The following is a 20,192-nucleotide window of genomic DNA, read 5'->3' on the forward strand; positions in this document are numbered from 1 at the left end:
TACAATGAGGATCGACCAATGTCCGAAATCACGCGGCGCCATTTTCTCGCCGGTTCATCCATCTTCCTTACCACTGGGTCTCTCGCGCGCGCGGCGCCCTCGGATGCGCTGCGCGTAGTCGCGCTCCCCTCCATATTCGCCGACATGTATTTTGCGCTGGGCGCTGCCTATCAGGCGGGACATGACGTTGCGTTGAACATAGACACCTCGATTCGAGAGGATGAGACCGCCGTCACCACCGTGCTGCGCTCGGCAATGGTTGGGGTACTGCCGGACGTCCTGTTCATCAGCCCGAACTGTCTTCGTGTATTCGCCGACAGAAAGCTTGCGCAAAGCCTGGATGATTACCAGCGCAACGAGGCCGGTTGGGGACAAAGTTTCTCACCGGCCGTGACACGAATCGGCCGCTTTGGAGCAAGCATGCATGGCCTTGGCTTTGCGGTCTCGATGCCGGTGATCCTCTATAACCTCGATCTCTTGAAGCGAATTGGCGTCAGCGAGCCGCCGGACTCCTGGGAAGCAATCACGGCGCTGGGCCGCAACCTCGATGCCATGGGCAAAGGCGAGGTCGTGGGCGCGTTTATGGAGTACGACAACGGCGGCAACTGGACGTTCCATTGCCTCTTGAATGGGTTTGGCGGCCGCATCTTGGCCGATGACGAACGCAACGTCGGATTTGTCGGGCCCGAAGGGCTCGCCGCTCTCGGAATTTTGCGGGATTTCGGCGCATGCGGACAAGCGCGAGTGGACATGTCACGCGATCAGGCACGACAGGCATTTTCCGCGGGCCAGATCGGCATCCTGTGTACGTCAAGCAGCAGTTACGCGGCCATCGCCAAGCGCGCCGAAGGGCAGTTTCAAATTGCGATGCGGCCGTTCCCGGTTGCGAATGGAGCCGGTCACCTGCCCGCCGCCGGMCCCATCAGCATCATGTTCTCCAAGGATCCGGAGCAGCGACAAAAGGCATGGGAGTTCATGAAGTTCGCTTCAGGTGTCGCGGGGCAGACGATCGTGGCAACGCGCACGGCTTATCTGCCGGCCAACGATCTCGCGCTCACCACTGAAGCACTCCGGCAATATTATGCATCGCGTCCCAACCTCCAGGCTCTGATCCCGGCCTTGTCGGCGATGGGACCATGGGAAGCGTTCCCGGGCGAGAACTCAGTCAAGATCACCACCGTGATAAAGAACCACTTGGCGTCGGTGGTTTTGCTGAAAGTCGCACCCAAGCAGGCACTGGAGCAGATGGGACGTGACGTCTCCGATCTCTTGCCATTGCATTGACCGTCCTGACCCCAACCACTCCTCAATCAAAGGTGTTATCAAATGGCATCATTCCTGAAGCGTGACTTGTCGGCTTCTCGCGCGCTAAAAGAAAAACTCCGCTGCGGGGGCATCGGCACCCTGGTACACTCCAGTCATCCCTCGCCGAGCCTGGTGGAAAAATTGGCTGAATGCGGGTTCGATGCCGTCCTCATCGACTGTGAACACGGTTCGGCCGGTCCGGAACGGGTGGAAGAGATGGCGCGCGCTGCGAGTCTGTCCGGAGCCGTTTCTATCCTGCGGCCGGAAGATCCCTCGCCATGGATGGTGACCAAGTATCTCGAATGCGGTGTCGATGGTCTGATGATCCCGCTGGTGTCGGACGCGAAAATAGCGCAGAGCATCGTGGACCGGTTCAGGTTCTCCGCGCCATTCGATCACCAGGACCGGTTGCTTATCCTGATGATTGAGACCATCGAGGCAGTCAACAACTTGCCGCAAATCATGGCCGTCGAAGGCGTCGACGCCTATCTGGTTGCCCCTGGGGACCTGGCCCTCACGATCGGCGCTCAGCCCATCACCTACGAATGGCAGCAAGGCAACATGCCGCAAGCCGTTGCAGAAGTCGTCGATCGTGCGATCAAAACGATAGTGGACGCAGGCAAGATCTGCGGCACGCTCGTCAACCACAGCGACGTGGGGTCCTTCGTCGATAAGGGCGTTCGGCTCGTTTATGATCATGCGAACCATATGTTGAGCTATGGCGCTCGTGAGTTCCTTGGTCGTTTGAAGCAGTCGCCATATAAACTGGAAGCGGTTTCTGCATGATGTCAGCCGTTCAGCATGGCCTGCCAAGCCTCGGCGTGACATGCTGAACGACGCTGAGATGAGGCTCGCCATATACGGGCGGACACTGCTCGTTACGGCCGCGCTGCCAGGAGCAAAGAAGCGACGCCGCGCTCGATGAACGTCCCGGCGGGCGACATCGCCGAGAGTCGGGACCGCAAGCCATCCTCGAATAAGCGCCGTCGGTCTCCGAGTACCCCGGGGCAAGCCTTGGATGTGGACAAGATATAGCCGACGAGCGAATCCAGATCCCAATGATGCTCGTAAGGAAAGCTTTTGTCCTGAATGTCGCTGAAGGCGGAACGGGCAAGGATGACACCATTCGATTCCTTCAAGGCAGGTCGGATACCTTGCCTCCCCGCCGGAAAGAAACCGCCCCAGAAAGCCTCGGTATAGGCGAGTTGTTCCAACCACCAATCATTGGGTGAACAGTTCGACCGGTGCCTCGAAATGACAGCGATAGCACAGTCGTGCGCCGCCACCTTCTCAAGGTAGTTCAGGACCCGCTCCCGATCCATCCAATGGAACGCGCCCGCTATCGTGACCAGTGAGAACGGGCCGATGTCCAAGCCAAGCTCCTCGGATTTTCCGGTCACGAAGGAGACGTTGCGAGCGCCGGACCTGGCGGCGTATTGGCGTGCCTCACCGATCATATCTTGATCGGGGTCCACAGCGATGACTTCATTGGCAACTCGAGCAAGCGGAACACTGATCTGGCYCGTTCCACAGCCTAAATCGAGCAAGATGGCGGGCTCTCGGCCAGAAAGGTAATTTTGTGTCAAGAAATCGAACATCGCGGCCGGATAGTCTGCTTGGTAGCGCGCAAAATAGTAAGCGGCTCCCGCAAACAGATCCGCAGGCGCGGTGGTCATTATTTGACGGCCTGTTGTGCTCATTTCCCGTATTCCTTGTCTTGATGGATCGACTGTTTAACGTCTTCATGGTGGGTCGTGTGAGAGATGGGCGGAAAGGATTTCCGCGACGACCGACAATCCGGCATGAAGCTGCGCGTGATCCTGGGGACCTGTGATCGCCACGCGTATCGCATTGGGAGGTGGCTGATCGTCCACCGAAAAAACCCTGGCGGATCTAATCTGGACGCCAGCCGCCAGAGCGGCTTCGACGACTGCGTCACAGCTCGCCTTGGCAGGCAGTTCTATCCACAAGTGCAAAGCCCCSGGCACGGTTTTGGCCCCGGATCGGCCAAGATGCTGAAGGGCCAATTGTTGCCTTGCCGTGACTTCGACACGCGCGGTGTTGACGATTTGCCGAGCGTTGTCCCCTTCGATCCAGTGCGCAACGAGCTCGCAGGACAAAGAGTTGGCAAACATCGACGACGACCTTAGATGCGGCCTCAATACATCTGCCGCCGCGAGGCCCTCGGGTATCGCCAGATAGGCCAGTCTAAGGCCCATGGCGAAGCACTTGGAAACGCTCATAATGTACCAGGTGATTTCCGGGGCGTGGGCGTACAGAGATGGTGGTGCTTCCGGATGGAGACGGCCGAGCACATCGTCTTCGRTGATCRCAATGTTGTGCGCTCGWGCCACGCGGACAATCTCGGCTCGCCGACGTGCTGACATGACTGCCGTGGTGGGATTCTGGACTGTCGGGGTGCAGTAGAGAAGTTTGGGACTGGCTCGCCGACATACAGCCTCGAGCGCGGCCGGCTCGACCCCTTCCGCGTCCATTTCGACACCGATTACGATTAAGCCGAGCGACAAGGCTATCGGGCGTATCAGGAGATAAGCCAGCTTTTCGGCCACAATGACGTCACCCGGTTTGCACAAGTGCCGCAGTATGACGACGAGCGCGTTTTGGGTGCCGTTGGTCACCAGGATGCGATCGGCGGGGAGGATCTCACAGACGCGCGGGCTTATCCATATGGAGCCGATCTGGCGATCGCGTTCCTCTCCACCGGGCCGATTTTTCCGGATCCGCCAGTGGAGCTGCGATTGCGAGGCCAGTTCGATGAGGGATCGAGACAAAGCCTCTCCCAGAAAAGATGGGCACGGCGGCAGCGCGGTGGAAAGATCGATTGCGCTGGTCTGCTGACGGCTCATGAGGCGCTCCCTGGTTTTCGTGGGTGCCGACAAGGGGCAAGAAAATTGAAGTCGTGGCTGTCTTCGTTTGCGAACGGCGCGCGACCTCGGGAACGACAGAGCCAAACGCGAAGCTGCATCATTGCAACATTGGCGATGGACGAATGAGGATACAAAGCGCGATGTGGACATGCCTATCGATTGTTCAGCCTGCCGCAATGGCTGAGCACGCTCGCCCGGACACAAAGGGCACCCTCGGCCTGTCGTGCTCGCGGCACTTCCCGCGGCCTCAAGATGCGCCCCGAAATGCGAGCGCGGCGGATGCTACGACGCAAAACGCCGTCACGACCAAATACATGAAGCCCGCCGTTTTAGGCACACGGACCGGCGAGACGTGGAGAATGGCGAGCAGGATGAGGAGGGATGCGAACAGCTTTGCGAAAATAGTTTCGGGGAGAGTGGGGCGAAGCAAGAACACAATCGCCGTCACCGGCATGACCCAGCTGGTCGGCACTCCGACGAATCGCCCTGTCGGAGACCCGACCACGTTGAAGAAACTCAGCCGCAAGGCGCTGGCGACGACGAGAACGGCTCCAGAAACAACACAAAGTGGCGATCCGTGCCCGACGACGATCAGGGTCACGGCTGGGAAAATTCCAGCGCTGACGAGATCGGCGAGCKAGTCCAAATTCTTGCCGACCTCTRCCGTTTGCGCCGACCGGCTGCCTCGCATTCGCCGCGCGACGACACCGTCAAAATGATCAGCCAAGAGCGCCCACAAAACGATTGCCACGCCGATCTCCGGAAACCCGGCGATCGAGAAATCGATGCCGATCGAGGAGAGTGCGAGGCCCATGGCGGTCATTGCATTTGCCGGATCGACAAAAAGGCGGATCATCCAGACCTTCCTCTGTGATTATCGCAGGCGCTATGCCCGGGCGGGGTGGAGCGGCTGCGCGGCATCAGCAAAGATGCTGTGCGCGCTGTTAAGATCCTCGGCACTGTCGATCTCGCACCATTTCACGCCATCGCAACAGGCCGCGGCTAGTTGGAGCCCGCGCCTTTCCACGAGATAGGCAAGAAGTTCCTCAATGTGAGCCTGAGTAGCACCTGAGCCGATGACCTCGTCGAGCGCGGGAACGATGAGGCCTCTGAGGGTAGACGCGGCCAAGCGCAGTAGATTCATCGTCTTGAACAGCTTGGGTCCGCTTGCGGCAAGATCTGCCGCGGTCTGCTTTGTGCGGAAAGTCGAGATCAAGCCGCGCGCCGAAAGCACCGCCGCCGACCCTTGCATGGTGGCGTCGAACGTTACAACGGCGGCAACATCGGCGGCATCGGCCATGTTAAGATAGTGGAGTGCATTCTGTTCAAAGAAGACGTCGCCTTCGAGTAGATAGAAATCCCCCGAAAGCAGCATATCGCGGGCTAGCCAAAGCGAATAGGCGCTGCCGGTGCGGTCGAAAACCGTTGACTCCACATACGTGATCTGGACGCCGTGGAAGCGGTTGCCGCATGCGTATTGGATAGCGTCTTTGCGGTAGCCGACGACGACTATGACCTCTTCCACGCCGATTGCCGCGAGGTTTCGCAGCGCATTGTGCAGAATCGATGTGCCGTTGACTTCGATCAGGGGCTTCGGCCGCAGATCGGTCAGCGGGCGCAGACGGGAGCCCATTCCGGCGGCGAGGATGACGGCTTTCTTGGGCGCGGCGACAGGCATGTCGATCTGCCTTTCTTGGGAGTGTCATTTCCAGCCGTTGAGGACATCAACCAGCCGGGTTAGTCCGGTTTCGAGTTCTTCGGGAGGAATTCCATAGGACAGGCGCAGACCGAGGGGGTCGCCGAAGGCGGTGCCCGATACGGCTGCGACGCCGGCGTCGGCAAGGAGCGAGGTCACAACGTCATCTGCTGTCGCCGCACCATTCTTGAATGCGGGTCGCAAGTTGGAAAGATCAAGATAGAAATAAATGCCGCCCTGCGCCCGAGGCGCGGGAATCCGCCTCAATGAGGACAGGATGCTGAGACCGATCTGTCTGGAACTTGCCAGTTGCAAGGCCAGCTTGCTCTCATGGCGGCCGTCTGCCCGCTCAACGTGAGYCAGTACCGCATGTTGGGCGATCACATTGGGATTTGAGGTGGTATGGGACTGCAAGGCCCTGACGGCATCAACAACTTCCTTTGGAGCCGCCAGATAGCCGATCCGCCAGCCCGTCAGGGCGAGCGACTTGCTGAATCCGTTGACGATAATTGTTCGAGACCTGACTTCGGGCACAACCGAAACGATCGGGTGATGGGCATGATGACCGTAGACGAAATTGGCATAGCATTCATCGAAAATGACCCAGAGGTCGCGGTTGATCGCCAGTTGGGCGATCGCCGTCAGCGTATCAAAATCGTAGACCGCACCCGACGGGTTGGCGGGCGTATTGACGACGATCGCTCGGGTCTTTTCGGTCAATGCCGCAGCGATGTCCTGGATCCGCGGGACGTAGGCGTTGGAACGCGTATCGACGAAAACCGGCTTGCCACCTGCAATCACGACCTGGGCCGAGAACGTCGTCCAGTAGGGAGAAGGGATAATCACCTCATCACCTGGATTGAGCAGCACCATGGTTGCATTGAAGAGCGCTTGCTTGGCGCCTGTCGTTGCCGCGATCTCGTCGGCTTTCCAGGTTTGGCCCGTATCGAAGGAGACCTTCCGCGCCAGCGCCTCGCGCAATTCCATCATGCCGAGCGTATCGGTGTATCGATTGACGCCGTTGTTGATAGCATTGATCGCGCCTTCGCGAATGGTCGGAGCGAGCTCGCTCCAGATCTCGCCAGCGGTGAGGTCGATCACCTCTTGGCGGCTATGGGCTGCCTGTCTTGCGGCGGCCCGCGCCGCGGCGGTTCCAGAGGAACCGAACGAGCTTGTGCGTCGAGCAAGCATCGGCGCCTCCTTGCCTTGATTTGGGAAGTCAGGCCCGCTTATGGGGCACCGCTCGCTATTTGCGGCAGATATTTTTGTTCGGCCGCGGAGAGCTCTTGATATTTCAGCAGATCAAAGAGCTCTTCGAGCGTCGCAACGTCGCGCTCGATCCCGGCGGTGCTCTCTTCGCGGATGATGCGGTCGCAAACCTGGCGCATGGCCGAGATCGCAGCACGCATATTATGGTTCGCCCAAATCACGGTTGAGATTTGTGCCGCTCTGTATTGCGCGACCGGCGCGCGGTAATATTTCGTCGGGACGATCACTACCGGAAGACGGTTCCCCCAGGCGCGGCTAAAGGCGAGAATTTCGGCTGGGTCTGGTTTGCGCGAGTGGATCAAGATCGCGTCGGCACCGGCCTCAGCATAAGCATGTGCCCGCGTCAGCGCCTCATCCTGACCATGTCCGGCGATGAGTGCCTCTGTCCGGGCGACCACAACAAATTCCGGATCCGGCACGTGGTCCCGAATAGCTTGCAGACGTCCGCAGAACTCGCCGATCTCAGCGAGTGGGTGCCGGTCTGCGACAAACGAGTTCTTTTTTGGGAAGCTCTTATCCTCGACGCAGACCCCGGCCGCCCCGCGTTGGTGCAGCTTGCGCGCGAACAGGCGCGCGTTGTTGAAATTCCCGAATCCGCTGTCGCCGTCGACAAGAACAGGTATTTGCGTGGCCTCGACGATTCTGTGCACAGCATCGACGATTTCGGTCCAGGACGCTTCGTTCGCATCGCGATAGCCCAGGCAGGACGAGATCGACAGTCCTGAGGCCCACAGACCTCGAAAGCCTGCGGCCTCCGCGACCGACGCCGACAGGGCGTCGTGGGCTTCCATAAGGAAAGCGATTTCACTCGAACATACCAGAGACCGCAACGCCGATGCGGTGGATGCTTGGCGAGTTCCATTGTTAGCRTTCGCGGTTACGGTCACATCTCTTATCATACCTAGGAATCCGGTTGCCGACCTTAGACCAATAACGTAGGCGACCCAATATGTTTACAATCTTCCTCCGGCTCACCAAAGCATCTTAGCACATTACACGATATGCCTAACAATAAAAGCCAGATTTTTGTGAAACTTGCGTTACACCATTGTTTAATTATTGTGGAACTCCGAGGCATTGTTAAACAATCGACCACAATCACTCACGGCTACCCAGCCCCTCAACGACATTACTGTTTTGCTACAGTGGAAAAGACTGACGCGGCCATTGGGCCGATCGCCGAGCAGGCGCGATTTCCTGAGCGTCCGGTGAGCGCCGTCTGCGCGCAGGCGCCGCTCAGTTCAAGGGGTTGAACGCCGCCATCTAACGAGTCATGCCGACCGGGGAATATGGATTGCTTGATCACCGGGGCGGCTTGATCAATTCGCAAGGATCAACATTAAGAGCCTTTGCGAGCCGGCCCAGGACACTTACGCTCGCGGAGACGCGGCCGCGCTCGATTGAGCCCACATAACGCATGCTGAGCTGCGCGAGAGCCGCCAATTCCTCCTGCGTCAAGTCCTGATGATGGCGCACGCGACGCATGTTGATCGCCATCACCTCTTTGAGGTCCATGGCGGTATACGGACCAGAACCGGAACTATCGTTCTAGGAACGATCGTGCCTATTCGTTATAGTGAGGCCCTCAAAACACATCTGGGATCGTGGAAGACGCGCCCGGAATCCGAACTCGCACAAAGCCACTTGGACATCGAAATGCAAGACGAAGTTCCCTGGTCGGATAGCCTCACGGCTTACGACAAAGAGCATTTTACGACCTATATGCGGTTTCTGGACGCCGCCGCCGACAGTGCCAGTTACGAGGAAATGGCACAGTTGATCCTCGGCATCGATCCCGAACGCGAACCGGAACGGGCCCGCAATGCGGCCCGCAGCCATCTCGATCGGGCGAACTGGATGGTGGCGACCGGCTACCGGGAATTGTTCGCCGGCTGACTGGCGTTCCGACAAGAAAAAAGACGGCAGGCCGACACCGGGGGGCGGTGCCAGTGGCGAGATATGGACCGGGGCGCTTCGCCTCATCCTGCGGGCGGGATCATTTGTGCCAACATACGGCGATGCAGGCTGAGGCAAGGTCCGGCGGAGGCTCCGTTTCCTTCRGCCAACGCGACGCGGCGGCCGACGAAATGTCACCCAGAAACTCGGGAACGAAGGACGTGCAGCCGGAAATCCCCGCCGAACCGCGCGCCAGGGACAGCAACTTGCTCGGGGGAATGTCGCAGCGCACCTGGCAATTCATCCGCCGCAATAGCCCGAAATCTGCTGGCAGCTTTTTCATCGCCCAAGCATGTTCGCAATGCCGTGTCGGACGAACGGAAGATATTGCCCCAAGCGAAGCCCCACATGTCTTGCGAATCGGGCCGCCGGGTGCTCGTTGGAGTAGATCCCGACCAGTAGATTGGTAGCGTGATAAAGAGGTGCGGCCCTCAAGCGCAGGCGGCTCTCGTATCTGCGCAACATGTCTGGGTGGGCGATGTCGTGACCATTGCGAATAGCCGTCAGTATTCCGTGGGCGAGTTGCTTTTGGCCGTCGAGGCCGATGTTGAAGCCATGGGCGGTCACCGGGTGCATGCCGACGGCAGCGTCGCCGACGAGTGCGGCGCTTGGAGCCCAGAAGCTGTGCGCCCAAGTCGTGACCAACGGATAGATATGGCGCTTGCTTGCAAGGGCCATTTTTCCGAGGCGCCCTCGACACCGGTCCGTCAATTCGATCAGGAACAGATCGTCATCTAAGGCAAGAAGTCTATTGGCGTCGTTTGCGCGCAATGTGACAAGCAATGACGACTCGCCTTCCATCAGCGGCAAGATCGCTATGGTCTGATGGTGATCGAACCATTCGATTGCGAGCTGATGGTGGGCGCGTTCGTGCCTGACCCGGCAAATCACCATCGAGCTGCCAAGCCGATTGATATCGGCGGCGATGCCGAGCAGGTCGCGCGTTCGCGACAGACGCGAATCTGCTGCGACGAAAAGCCGAGCGGTCAACCGCCTGCCGTCGGAAAGCTTTACGACCGCTCCTTTGCGGCTGTTGGTTACAGCAACGACCGAGTGGCCGCATAGCAGCTGGACACGGTGGTGCGAGCGGATGATCTTGAACAGGGCATCGCGGATCCGACAATTTGGGACCAGAAATCCGAGTGGTTCTGCAGATCTTCTCGGAGGATCGAAACACAGAGCGAAAGGGCTCGATCCGTTGAGCACGCGCGCGCCTTGCACTGGTGACTTGTGATTAACGGAGATGGCATCCCAGGCGCCGAGCTCGCGAAGGATGTTGATCGAGGCGAAGGTCAGCGCGATCTCGCGACCATCGGAAGGCGGCTTTGCCAGGCTTTCGAAGGGCTGCTGCTCAACCACCGCCACTTTGAGATCGCTCCTTGCAAGCGATGCGGCGAAGGAAAGTCCAACCGGTCCGGCTCCGGCGACGATGATGTCGAAACTGTCGTCGCAACTGGCCATCAGCGCGCTGCCATCGCGTCGGATATCTGGGTGAGCTGCTGGTTCTGTTGAGCCGCAACCCGTGGACCGGTTGGCCTGGCTGCCGTTGTGCGCCGCATCGCCTTAAGCCACGGGCCGAGCCAGGCAGATTGCCAGCCAGAAAGGGGGATTCTCACCACCGCTATTCGCTGAACGTAACGACCACACTGTCCGTTAGACATACATTCTCCCTCTCCCTTGAAGGATTGGTCGACGTAACCACGCCGGCCAGAAGATAACCTTGATCTGGATCAGCCAGGCGCGGCAAAGTCGACAGCGGCGGCTTTTATGCTCGACTGGTCAACGGCCCAAGAAAATGCGATGTGGTCACGTCATCCTGGAATGACGGGCGCCCCTGCGGCGTACGTTCGGCAAACTTAATCTTGGCTGATCCGTTTTTCGCGCCAGTCGCATCGGCTCGGCAGCATTTTTCAAGCAAACATCGGACGCTCCTATCTGCCATGCGAGGTACTTTGGCACGTGAGCCGCCCGCACGGAGGAACGGGCGACAAGTCCTTCGAGCGGTAGGACTAATTGAACGTGGCTTGGCGAGCTCGCTGTGGGAGCCTTGGCAGTCTGGCYGCGACCAAGTCGACCCGGCTGACCATCGCCATCCGCACAATTGCCAGCACAGTGATCAGGTCAGCGTTCCAGCTTGTCGTCCCAGTCGATGAGGATGCGTTCAGYGGCCCCGTGGAGATCCTCGTATTGACCACTGCTCAACGCCCATAGAAAGCCGGATAGCCCGAGCGCGCCAAGGAACAGCGCTGCTGGTACCAGGTAGACGAGCGTCGTCATGAGCCCGCGCCCGTTGCCGAAGGAGCCGTCGTGGTGGTTGCAAAGCCTTGCAGGCGCAGGGCGTTTCCAATGACAAGCAGCGAGGAAGCGGACATGGCGATGGCGGCGATCAGCGGCGTGACGTGTCCAAGAATAGCGATCGGCACGGCAAAGGCATTGTAGACGATCGCGATGGCGATGTTCTGGCGAATGAGCCCGCCGGCCCTGCGCGAGACCTCCATGGCGAGTGGGACCGCGAGGAGGCTTTCGCGCAGGAAGACGAAGTCCGCGGCCTTGCGGCCGATGTCGGCCGCGGTCGCCGGGGCGATCGAGACATGCGCCGCGCGCAGTGCCGGCGTGTCGTTGAGGCCGTCGCCCACCATCAGCACCTTATGATCGGCACGGGTCAGCGCTTCGATCCACTCGACCTTGCCCGAGGGCAGCAGCGCCGGCACGAAATTGTCGATCTCCAATGCGTCGGCAACCTCGCTGCAGGCCCTCTCGGTATCACCGGACAACATATCGACCGACACGCCTGCGCCCTTCAACTGCTGGATTGCCGCCTTGGCGTCCGATCGGGCCGCGTCCTCGAAGGCGAAACATGCGACAATGCTGCCATTCCTCGAAARCACCGTGCCGCCATAGCCGCCGGGCTTGCCTTCGCTGCCGGTGCGTGCCTTCCACCCGGCCCATCCGCGTCGGCCAAGGCGCCAGACGTCGTCCCCTGCGAGCGCTTCGATGCCGAAGCCCGGTTCTTCCCGCACGGAGAGAAGCTTAGGCTGATCGGCAGATCCGCCATGGGCGGCAATGGCTTTTGAGAACGGGTGGCGCGAATGAGCAGCGATGTCGGCCGCTATTGCAAGCATGGCGGGATCGATCGCAGACGCGTTTACAAGCTTCGGACGCCCCAAAGTCAGTGTCCCGGTCTTGTCGAACACGGCCGTATCGATTGCGGCGAGGCGCTCCATGGCCGAGCCGTCCTTGACCATCACGCCGGCCTCGAACAGGCGTCGCGCCGCCACGACCTGGACGATCGGCACCGCAAGGCCGAGCGCGCAGGGGCATGTGATGATGAGCACGGCGATGGCGATGGTCATGGCGCGATGCCAATCGCCGGACGCAACCATCCAGCCGAGGAATGTCACAAAGGCCGCCAGATGGACCACGGGCGCATAGAGCGACGACACCCGGTCGGCGATCCGGCGGTAGCGCGAGCGGCCGCCTTCGGCGGCTTCCATCAGCCGAACCATTTCCGCCAGGAAGGAGTCCTTCGCGGCGGCGGTCGCCCGCATCGTCAGCGGACCCGTCAGGTTGAGCGTGCCAGCCTGCACATGGGCGCCGGCCCCGACGGCCTTTGGCGCGCTCTCGCCGGAGACGATCGAGCAATCGAGGTCGGAATTCCCGCTGGCGATATCACCGTCAACCGGTATCCGTTCTCCGGCCGAAATGAGCAGGCGCATTCCCGGCGCAAGTTCGGCGACCGGCACATATTCGCGTATTCCGTCGTCCCGCAGGACGACGGCCCCTCGCGCGGCAAGCCGCGACAGGCCATTGACGGCCGTTCGCGCCTGCTCGCGCATCACATGGTCCAGCGTGCGGCCGATCAGCAGGAAGAAAAGCAGCGATACTGAGGCGTCGAAATAGGCGTGCTCGCCTTGATTGATGGTCTCATAGAGGCTCATCGCGTAGGCGAGCGACACACCGACAGCGATCGGCACATCCATGTTCATACGGCCGTGGCTAAGGGCATTCGCCGCGGAGCGGAAATAGATCCCGCCAGCGAAGGCGAGCGCCGGGATGGCGATCAGCGCCGATATCCAGTGAAACAGATCCCGTGTCGCGCCTTCGGCGCCGGACCAGACCGACACCGAAAGCAGCATGATGTTGCCGGCCGCGAAGCCGGCCACGGCGACGGCGCGGATCAACTCCGAAAGCGTCTTGTCCTTTTCGTGAATTTCCGGGTCGAACAGGTGCGCCTGATAGCCCAGCCGGCCAAGCGTGGCGAACAACGGAGGGACTTGGTCGCCATGCCAGCGAACCGACACGCGTTTCGTCGAGAGATTGACGCGGGCGGATTCAACATTTTCGAGCTTGGCGAGCGCGRCCTCGATCGCCTGGATGCAGCCACCGCAATGGACCGCCGGCACCGACAAATCCGTCTGGTGGCTGTCACCGCCCAACGAACGGCTGGCCAGCTTGATCTCGTCACTGGAGGGCAAAGCCGACGCTGCGACCTCCAATGCTATTTCAGATCCCGGCGCGCAGCAGCTCATTGCAGGGCCCCATTCGAGATCATCACGCGGCGGACATCGCGGAATGGAGTGGCCAGCCCGGCGTCGGCATCGATCTCGACGATCCAGACGCCATCCTTCGGCGTGTGCCGGGCGGCAAATTCCTCGGTCTTCGCAGCGGCGCCGCCGGAGGGGGCGGCAAGGGTTACGACTTCGTCCTCGGCCTCGTAGGCCGGATGCCGAAACAGTATCTTGACGCCGTGYAGCGGCACCGGCTTTCCCTGGGGGTCGACAAGACCGTAGCGGACCTCGCCGGAGGCGATGGTCAGTTTGCCTTTCCAGCCGAGTGCGGCCTGCGCTCTTCCTTTCCTGGCTTCCTCGTTGAACTGCTGGCTGGCGACGTAGGTGTTCTCGACGACAAGGCCGGTCCAGCTCTTTCGGGCAAGCGTTGCCATGGTGACGTTGACTCCAATCACCACCGCGAAAAAGCTGACGATGACGATCAGCATGTGGCTCCCGGTGAACTCCCGCGACTTCTGTGTATCAGTGCTCATCTGCCGTTCTCCTGCGCGTTGAAACTGGCGGTGTATTCGGCGGATTCGGAACTCGCGTTGTCCTCGATGCGGAATTCGAAGCGTTGAACCGGCTTCTTGATCTGGCCTGCCGGCTGACGAACGAAAACCTTCAGCGTCTTCAGCCGGTCGGGTTCGACTGGAATGGAGAAAGAGCGGCTCGGGGCCTGGTCGATGCCGACGATGCTCATCTCGCCGCCGTCGAGGCCTTCCAGCGTGACCTCGATCGTCCTCGGCTCGGGGATCATGTTGAGCAGCTTGACGGTGTAGCCGTTGCGGATCGCGCCGTCCGAAAGCGTCACGAATTGCGGATTCCTGTCGTGCAGGACGTTCAGCTCCAGCCCCTCGCGCGTCAGCAGCGAATAGACGAGCACCAGCCCGATCGCCGACCATGCGCCGAGATAGATGAAGGTGCGCAGCCGGAAGATCTTGCCCAGGTGGAAATGTGCGAGGCCGTCGACGAAGCCGCCGCTCGCCGTTCTCACGAGCGCCGGATCGACCGGGTTTGCGCCTCCGGCGGTCGCCAGCGCCATGTTGGYGTTGTAATCCGCCAGCGTTGCGTAGGAGATCAGCCCGCGTTCGCGGCCGAGCTTGTCCATGATGCCGTCGCAAGCGTCGATGCAGAGCGCGCAGGTGATGCACTCCAGCTGCTGGCCGTCGCGGATGTCGATCCCCATCGGGCAGACGGCGACGCAGGCCTTGCAGTCGACGCAGTCGCCGACCGCTCGTCCTTCGGCCGAGACCTTCTTGGCATGACGCGAACGTGGTTCGCCGCGCCAGTCATTGTACGTCACCGTCAGCGAATTTTCGTCGAGCATGGCGGCCTGGATGCGCGGCCAGGGGCACATATAGGTGCAGACCTGCTCGCGCATCAGCCCGCCCAACACATAGGTGGTGCCGGTAAGCACGGCGATCGTGGCATAGGCGACGGGGGCGGCCGTGCCGCTCAAGACTTCGCCAAGCAGCTTGGGCGCGTCGGCGAAATAAAAGATCCAGGCGCCGCCGGTGGCGACCGCGATGACGAGCCAGATGGCATGCTTGGATCCGCGCAGGAAAAGCTTGCGCGCCCTCCAGGGCGCGGCATCGAGCTTCACGCGCGCATTGCGGTCGCCTTCGATCGCGCGTTCCACGACCAGGAACAGGTCARCCCAGACAGTCTGCGGGCAGGTATAGCCGCACCAGGCTCGCCCGACCGTCGACGTGATTAGGAAAAGGCCGACGCCTGCCATCATGAGAAGACCGGCGACGTAGTAGAACTCCTGCGGCCAGATCTCGATGAAGAAGAAGTAGAAACGGCGGTTTGCCAGATCGATGAGAACGGCCTGATCGGGTGCGAAGGCACCACGGTTCCAGCGCAGCCAGGGCGTCAGGTAATAGATGCCGAGCGTGATCGCCATCACCAGCCATTTGAACTGGCGGAAACGGCCGGAGGCGCTCTTGGGGAAGATCTTTCTGCGCGCCGCGTAGAGCGGCTGTCGCGTCTTGGCGGAGTTGACYGCTTCGGCCTCCAGTCGTTTTATCTGCTTGTTATCAAGCACGAGACGCTCCGGGGACCAGCGACGATGTTCGCGGCCGACACTCGACCACGGGTTCTGGGCGATGGTCGGGAGACCCTTGCCGCATGGCGAGCAGCGTCGGGTTGAGGAAGTTCAATCGCGGACTGCCGCAACGCGGTCGAGGCCCGGCTCGCGCCGGGCCTCGTCGCTTGGCGGGGGGAGGGCCGAGAACAGGCCGCCGCCTATTCTCCGCCGCCAAGCGAATGGACATAGACTGCAAGTTCCTTGACCTTGATCTCGCCGAGGCGCTCGATCCAGGCGGGCATCACCCCGCCCTTCGGGGCTCGTACCTGCGAAGCAATGGCAGCTTCGCCAGGCCCATAGAGCCAGATCGCATCGGTCAGATCGGGTGCGCCGAATTCTCTGTTGYCCTTTGCGTTCTCGCCATGGCAGACAGCGCAGTTTTCCGCGAAGACCTTGCCGCCGGGCTCACTCATGCTCTTGTCCYTGACGGCCCCCGAAAGGCTGGCAACGAAAGCGCTGACCTGAGCGATCTGCTCGGGCTGGAGCACATCGGCAAAGGCAGGCATCTCCGACTGGCGGGTGTCACCATCCGCGGTGAAACGAATGCCATGCGTGATCGTCTGCTGGATCTGCTCCATCTTGCCTCCCCAGAGCCAATCGTCATCGTTGAGGTTCGGAAATCCCTTCGATCCTTGCGCGCCGGATCCGTGGCATTGCACGCAGTTGACCCTGAACGCCGCGCCGCCGGCCGAGACGGCAAACTCGCGCAGGGCATCGTCGCCGGCGATTTCGGAGACGCTCTTGGACTTGATCGCCGCGACATATTTGGTCTTGGCGGCTTCCGCCGCCGCCATCTCGTTCTTGACCTCGCCACGGCTGGAGAAGCCCAGAACGCCCCTGGTGGCGGAACTCAGCATCGGCCAGGCGGGGTAGGCGATGGTGTAGCCGATCGCCCAGGCGATGGTGACGTAGAAGGTGATCACCCACCAGCGTGGAAGGGGGTTGTTGAGTTCCCTGATGCCGTCCCACTCATGACCGGTGGTTGAGACGCCCGACATATCATCGATATACTGCGTGCTCATGATCAGTCGTCTTTGAAGGGGATGTGTGCGGCTTCATGAGCCTGACTGTGACCGCCCGGTCGGAGCGCGAAGGCAACRCATCCAGCAAAGAAGAGCACCATGCCAAGCAGGCCACAGCTGTCGGCAAACTCGYGCATCAGGTTGTAGTCCATCTGTTTGTTCTCCTCAGCGGTAGCCAACGGCTTCGTCGTAGTTCTTGAAGTCGACAAGAGTGHCGAGCATCTGCAGATAGGCGACCAGGGCGTCCATCTCGGTGACCTGCTGCGGGTTGCCGTCGAAGTCGCCGACCCTGGCTTTCGGATAGCGGCTTTCCAGTCCGGACGTGTCGGCGTCAGGATTGGCCTGCGCCATCAGGTCGGCGTTGGCTTGCACGACTAGGTCGTGGGTGTAGGGGACACCGACGCGCCGGTTGGCGACGAGGTGCATGGAGAAGTCTTTCACGTCGATCGGCCTATCCTTCAGGAAGGCATAGCTTGGCATGATGGATTCCGGCACGACGGAGCGCGGGTCGGTAAGATGCTGGACGTGCCAGCTGTTGGAGTAGCGGTCGCCGACGCGCGCGAGATCCGGCCCGGTGCGCTTGGACCCCCACTGGAACGGATGGTCGTACATCGACTCGGCCGCCAGGCTGTAGTGGCCGTAGCGCTCGACCTCGTCGCGGAACGGCCTGATCATCTGGCTGTGGCAGAGATAGCATCCCTCGCGCACGTAGATGTTGCGTCCTGCGAGTTCGAGCGGCGAGTACGGGCGCATCCCCTCGACCTTCTCGATCGTGTTGTCGAGATAGAACAGCGGCGCGATCTCGACGATGYCGCCGACGGTCACGACCAGCAGGGATCCGACGAGAAGCAGCGTGGCGTTCTTCTCGATCAGCGCGTGTCTATCCATCAGGCCCATGTCTGGCTCCTCATTCGGCGGGCTGGAGGGCGTCGATTGAGCCCGGCATCGGATCCTCTTCACGTTGGTGGCCAAAGATGGTCATTGCGATGTTCCAAGCCATGATCAGTGCACCGGACAGATACATGGCGCCGCCTGCGGCGCGCATGACATAGTAGGGATGCATGGCGGCGACCGTTTCGGCGAAGGTGTAGACAAGGAACCCYTGCTCGTCGTACTCGCGCCACATCAGGCCCTGCATGATGCCGGAAACCCACATCACGGCCGCGTAGACGACGATGCCAAGGCTCGCCAGCCAGAAGTGCCAGGCGACGAGGCGCAGCGAGTAGAGACGCTCGCGGTTCCAGAGTTTCGGCACCATGTAGTAGATCGCGCCGAACGAGATCATGCCCACCCAGCCAAGCGCGCCGGAGTGGACATGGCCGATGGTCCAGTCGGTGTAATGCGAGAGCGAGTTGACGGTCTTGATCGACATCATCGGACCTTCGAAGGTCGACATGCCGTAGAAGGCGACGGCCGCGACCATCATGCGGATGATGGGATCGGTGCGCAGCTTGTCCCAGGCGCCGGACAGCGTCATCAGGCCGTTGATCATGCCGCCCCATGAAGGCATCCACAGCATCACCGAAAACACCATTCCGAGCGTCTGCGCCCAGTCGGGCAGCGCGGTGTAGTGGAGGTGATGCGGCCCGGCCCAGATGTAGAGGAAGATCAGCGCCCAGAAGTGGATGATCGACAGGCGGTAGGAATAGACCGGCCGGTTCGCCTGCTTCGGCACGAAGTAATACATCATGCCGAGGAAGCCGGCCGTCAGGAAGAAGCCCACGGCATTGTGCCCGTACCACCACTGGGTCAGGGCGTCCTGAACGCCGGAGAAGGCAGAGTAGCTCTTCGAGCCAAGCAACGAGACCGGCATCGACAGGTTGTTGACCACATGCAGCATCGCGATGGTCACGATGAAGGAGAGGTAGAACCAGTTGGCGACGTAGATATGCGGTTCCTTGCGCTTCAGGATGGTGCCGAGGAAAAGGACCAGATACGCGACCCACACGATTGTCAGCCAGAGGTCGACATACCACTCGGGCTCGGCGTATTCGCGGCCTTCGGTGATGCCCAGCAGATAGCCGGTCGCGGCCATGACGATGAAGAGCTGGTAGCCCCAGAAGACGAACCAGGCGAGATTGCCGCCGAACAGCCTGGCTCGGGACGTTCGCTGCACGACATACAAGGATGTGCACAGAAGCGCATTGCCGCCGAAGGCGAAGATGACGCCGGAGGTATGAAGCGGCCTCAGCCGGCCGAAATTGAACGAGGGCTCGATGTTGAGATGAGGGTATGCAAGCTGAAGCGCGATGACGACGCCGACCAGCATGCCGACGACGCCCCAGAAAACCGTGGCGATGGCCCCATAGCGGATCGGTCCATCCATGTAAGCTGCGGGGTCGATCGGAGCTGCCGGCTTGAAATCGGTGTTGCGCATCAGGATCGCGTTGAAGCCAACCAGGGCGAAGAACAAAACCCACATATGCTGGCGAAAGGCTTCGTCCACGCCGAAGCCGGCGGCGACTAGAGCTGCAAAGGCAAACAGGCTTAGAAGGACGAWCTCTGTGCCAAATTTCATCGCAAGACCCGATCTGGAAATTCCGGCGGACGCCAATCCGCAGCGCATTGATTACGCAGTCGCGGCCTGTTTGCCCTGATCCATGTCAGAGCCGCACGATTTTGCCTCAGGCAGCATCGAGTTCGGTGCGATGAGAAGGTGGCGATTGAAGAAGGAAACGCGGCACGGCGAAGCCCGCTTACTGAAACAAGCCCCGCCCCGGGCCGCTGCGGCGTGGTGGCAATCGCGAGCAATCCGATGACGCGCGTGGGTCTGCGACGTATGGCCGATGGCTTGCCGACGTTGACAGGATTGGCGCAGCGCAACCGCCCCGAGGCCCGGCCAATCGCCAACATCAAGACACGCGGCAACATTGCTGGCCAAATAAGAATATTGGCAATCTGTGCCAAGGCCTTCGTCGCCGACGCTGCGAGCAGTGACCGGACGGGACCGCTGGGCGCCTCTGGCGATGCCGGCGATCGGCCGCTATCTGTTTCAACCGCGGCGCGCTGATGTCGAGCTGGCCAGCAGGTTATTTCATGACCACGTCTCCCCTTCAGCGGAACGCCGGACGGAAAATCTTGCTCAGTTTTCTTGGAATTGCCCCTGGCTGGTCATCCATCGCGATGCTTTTGGCCCCTCGTTCTCAGTAGGGCGATCGTATTCATGATCCGAGGAGGTTGCAGCCAAGCGCGTGATGAAATCGCGCCGCCATGCCGGCAATCCGGGCCGTCATCTGTGGCACCGTACTGCCCCGATGGCGAAAGGGAACATTCGCCCTCCCCCGGCGACAACCTCGTCATTCGACGTCGACGCAGTCGAGGTCATCACTTCCGGCGCGAAGGAGACACTCGCGGCGGGCCCGCCGATCTTCCCATTCGACAAGCCTTTCCGGCTGCGGTTGTGAAGCTGTCGGATCC

Annotated in this window: 20 protein-coding genes; 4 read left to right on the forward strand and 16 right to left on the reverse strand. The window is 60.8% G+C overall.

What is annotated here, in order from left to right; translation table 11 throughout:
* Positions 1-18: 18 nt before the first annotated feature.
* On the forward strand, positions 19-1,284 hold the full coding sequence (locus ORS3428_RS17620; RefSeq protein ID WP_071099578.1) for an extracellular solute-binding protein: 1,266 nt from the start codon (positions 19-21) through the stop codon (positions 1,282-1,284).
* 42 nt (positions 1,285-1,326) lie between these two features.
* Complete coding sequence (locus ORS3428_RS17625; RefSeq protein ID WP_083355178.1) at positions 1,327-2,091, forward strand: HpcH/HpaI aldolase family protein; 765 nt, start codon at positions 1,327-1,329, stop codon at positions 2,089-2,091.
* 92 nt (positions 2,092-2,183) lie between these two features.
* Here ORS3428_RS17625 and ORS3428_RS17630 read toward each other — a convergent pair whose 3' ends face one another.
* The 7 genes from ORS3428_RS17630 to ORS3428_RS17660 all read right to left on the reverse strand — a co-directional run bounded on the left by ORS3428_RS17630 (position 2,184) and on the right by ORS3428_RS17660 (position 8,673).
* Positions 2,184-3,005, reverse strand: a complete 822-nt coding sequence (locus tag ORS3428_RS17630) for a class I SAM-dependent methyltransferase (protein ID WP_083355179.1) — start codon at positions 3,003-3,005, stop codon at positions 2,184-2,186.
* A 42-nt stretch (positions 3,006-3,047) separates the two neighbouring features.
* Positions 3,048-4,172, reverse strand: coding sequence for an aminotransferase-like domain-containing protein (locus tag ORS3428_RS17635; protein ID WP_071099581.1), 1,125 nt, complete (start codon positions 4,170-4,172; stop codon positions 3,048-3,050).
* A gap of 268 nt (positions 4,173-4,440) precedes the next feature.
* Positions 4,441-5,049: a CDP-alcohol phosphatidyltransferase family protein gene (locus tag ORS3428_RS17640; protein WP_071099582.1), complete on the reverse strand. Its 609-nt coding sequence runs from the start codon at positions 5,047-5,049 to the stop codon at positions 4,441-4,443.
* Positions 5,050-5,079: 30 nt separating this feature from the next.
* A complete protein-coding gene (locus ORS3428_RS17645; RefSeq protein ID WP_071099583.1) occupies positions 5,080-5,871 on the reverse strand; it encodes a phosphocholine cytidylyltransferase family protein in 792 nt (263 codons plus the stop codon).
* A 24-nt stretch (positions 5,872-5,895) separates the two neighbouring features.
* The gene (locus ORS3428_RS17650) at positions 5,896-7,080 is read right to left on the reverse strand and encodes an aminotransferase class I/II-fold pyridoxal phosphate-dependent enzyme (RefSeq protein ID WP_071099584.1); all 1,185 of its coding nucleotides are present in this window, start codon (positions 7,078-7,080) and stop codon (positions 5,896-5,898) included.
* 38 nt (positions 7,081-7,118) lie between these two features.
* Positions 7,119-8,057 carry a phosphoenolpyruvate mutase gene (aepX, locus tag ORS3428_RS17655; RefSeq protein ID WP_052457608.1) on the reverse strand — a complete coding sequence of 313 codons (939 nt, stop codon included), beginning with the start codon at positions 8,055-8,057 and terminating at the stop codon, positions 7,119-7,121.
* 403 nt (positions 8,058-8,460) lie between these two features.
* Complete coding sequence (locus ORS3428_RS17660) at positions 8,461-8,673, reverse strand: helix-turn-helix domain-containing protein (protein WP_040972957.1); 213 nt, start codon at positions 8,671-8,673, stop codon at positions 8,461-8,463.
* 141 nt (positions 8,674-8,814) lie between these two features.
* On the opposite strand from ORS3428_RS17660, the gene ORS3428_RS17665 reads away from it, so the two are divergent.
* Positions 8,815-9,054 carry a DNA -binding domain-containing protein gene (locus tag ORS3428_RS17665; protein WP_040980206.1) on the forward strand — a complete coding sequence of 80 codons (240 nt, stop codon included), beginning with the start codon at positions 8,815-8,817 and terminating at the stop codon, positions 9,052-9,054.
* 339 nt (positions 9,055-9,393) lie between these two features.
* Here the strand turns inward: ORS3428_RS17665 and ubiM are convergent, their stop codons facing one another.
* From ubiM to ccoN, 9 genes are all read right to left on the reverse strand, one after another.
* Positions 9,394-10,575 carry a 5-demethoxyubiquinol-8 5-hydroxylase UbiM gene (gene ubiM, locus ORS3428_RS17675; RefSeq protein WP_041000661.1) on the reverse strand — a complete coding sequence of 394 codons (1,182 nt, stop codon included), beginning with the start codon at positions 10,573-10,575 and terminating at the stop codon, positions 9,394-9,396.
* Positions 10,576-11,235: 660 nt separating this feature from the next.
* Entirely contained in the window at positions 11,236-11,391 is a 156-nt protein-coding gene (ccoS, locus tag ORS3428_RS17680; RefSeq protein ID WP_071035199.1) for a cbb3-type cytochrome oxidase assembly protein CcoS, read from the reverse strand.
* Positions 11,388-13,643, reverse strand: coding sequence for a cation-translocating P-type ATPase (locus ORS3428_RS17685; protein ID WP_071099586.1), 2,256 nt, complete (start codon positions 13,641-13,643; stop codon positions 11,388-11,390). The genes ccoS and ORS3428_RS17685 overlap by 4 nt, the downstream gene beginning before the upstream one ends.
* Positions 13,640-14,155 carry a FixH family protein gene (locus ORS3428_RS17690; protein WP_071099587.1) on the reverse strand — a complete coding sequence of 172 codons (516 nt, stop codon included), beginning with the start codon at positions 14,153-14,155 and terminating at the stop codon, positions 13,640-13,642. The genes ORS3428_RS17685 and ORS3428_RS17690 overlap by 4 nt, the downstream gene beginning before the upstream one ends.
* The gene (ccoG, locus tag ORS3428_RS17695) at positions 14,152-15,711 is read right to left on the reverse strand and encodes a cytochrome c oxidase accessory protein CcoG (protein ID WP_071099588.1); all 1,560 of its coding nucleotides are present in this window, start codon (positions 15,709-15,711) and stop codon (positions 14,152-14,154) included. Before ccoG ends, ORS3428_RS17690 begins: the two co-directional genes overlap by 4 nt.
* Positions 15,712-15,911: 200 nt before the next feature.
* Positions 15,912-16,775 (reverse strand): cytochrome-c oxidase, cbb3-type subunit III, encoded by an 864-nt coding sequence (gene ccoP, locus ORS3428_RS17700; RefSeq protein ID WP_071099589.1) that lies wholly within the window; start codon positions 16,773-16,775, stop codon positions 15,912-15,914.
* A gap of 2 nt (positions 16,776-16,777) precedes the next feature.
* On the reverse strand, positions 16,778-16,927 hold the full coding sequence (locus ORS3428_RS17705; RefSeq protein WP_071035201.1) for a CcoQ/FixQ family Cbb3-type cytochrome c oxidase assembly chaperone: 150 nt from the start codon (positions 16,925-16,927) through the stop codon (positions 16,778-16,780).
* 13 nt (positions 16,928-16,940) lie between these two features.
* Positions 16,941-17,672 carry a cytochrome-c oxidase, cbb3-type subunit II gene (ccoO, locus tag ORS3428_RS17710; RefSeq protein ID WP_071099590.1) on the reverse strand — a complete coding sequence of 244 codons (732 nt, stop codon included), beginning with the start codon at positions 17,670-17,672 and terminating at the stop codon, positions 16,941-16,943.
* Between the two features lie 10 nt (positions 17,673-17,682).
* A complete protein-coding gene (gene ccoN / locus ORS3428_RS17715) occupies positions 17,683-19,293 on the reverse strand; it encodes a cytochrome-c oxidase, cbb3-type subunit I (RefSeq protein ID WP_071099591.1) in 1,611 nt (536 codons plus the stop codon).
* Positions 19,294-19,431: 138 nt separating this feature from the next.
* Between ccoN and ORS3428_RS33065 the strand changes: the two genes are divergently transcribed.
* The gene (locus ORS3428_RS33065) at positions 19,432-19,785 is read left to right on the forward strand and encodes a hypothetical protein (protein WP_131802913.1); all 354 of its coding nucleotides are present in this window, start codon (positions 19,432-19,434) and stop codon (positions 19,783-19,785) included.
* Positions 19,786-20,192: the final 407 nt, after the last annotated feature.

It is taken from the genome of Mesorhizobium sp. ORS 3428 (assembly GCF_001854785.1).
Classification (GTDB): Bacteria; Pseudomonadota; Alphaproteobacteria; order Rhizobiales; family Rhizobiaceae; genus Mesorhizobium.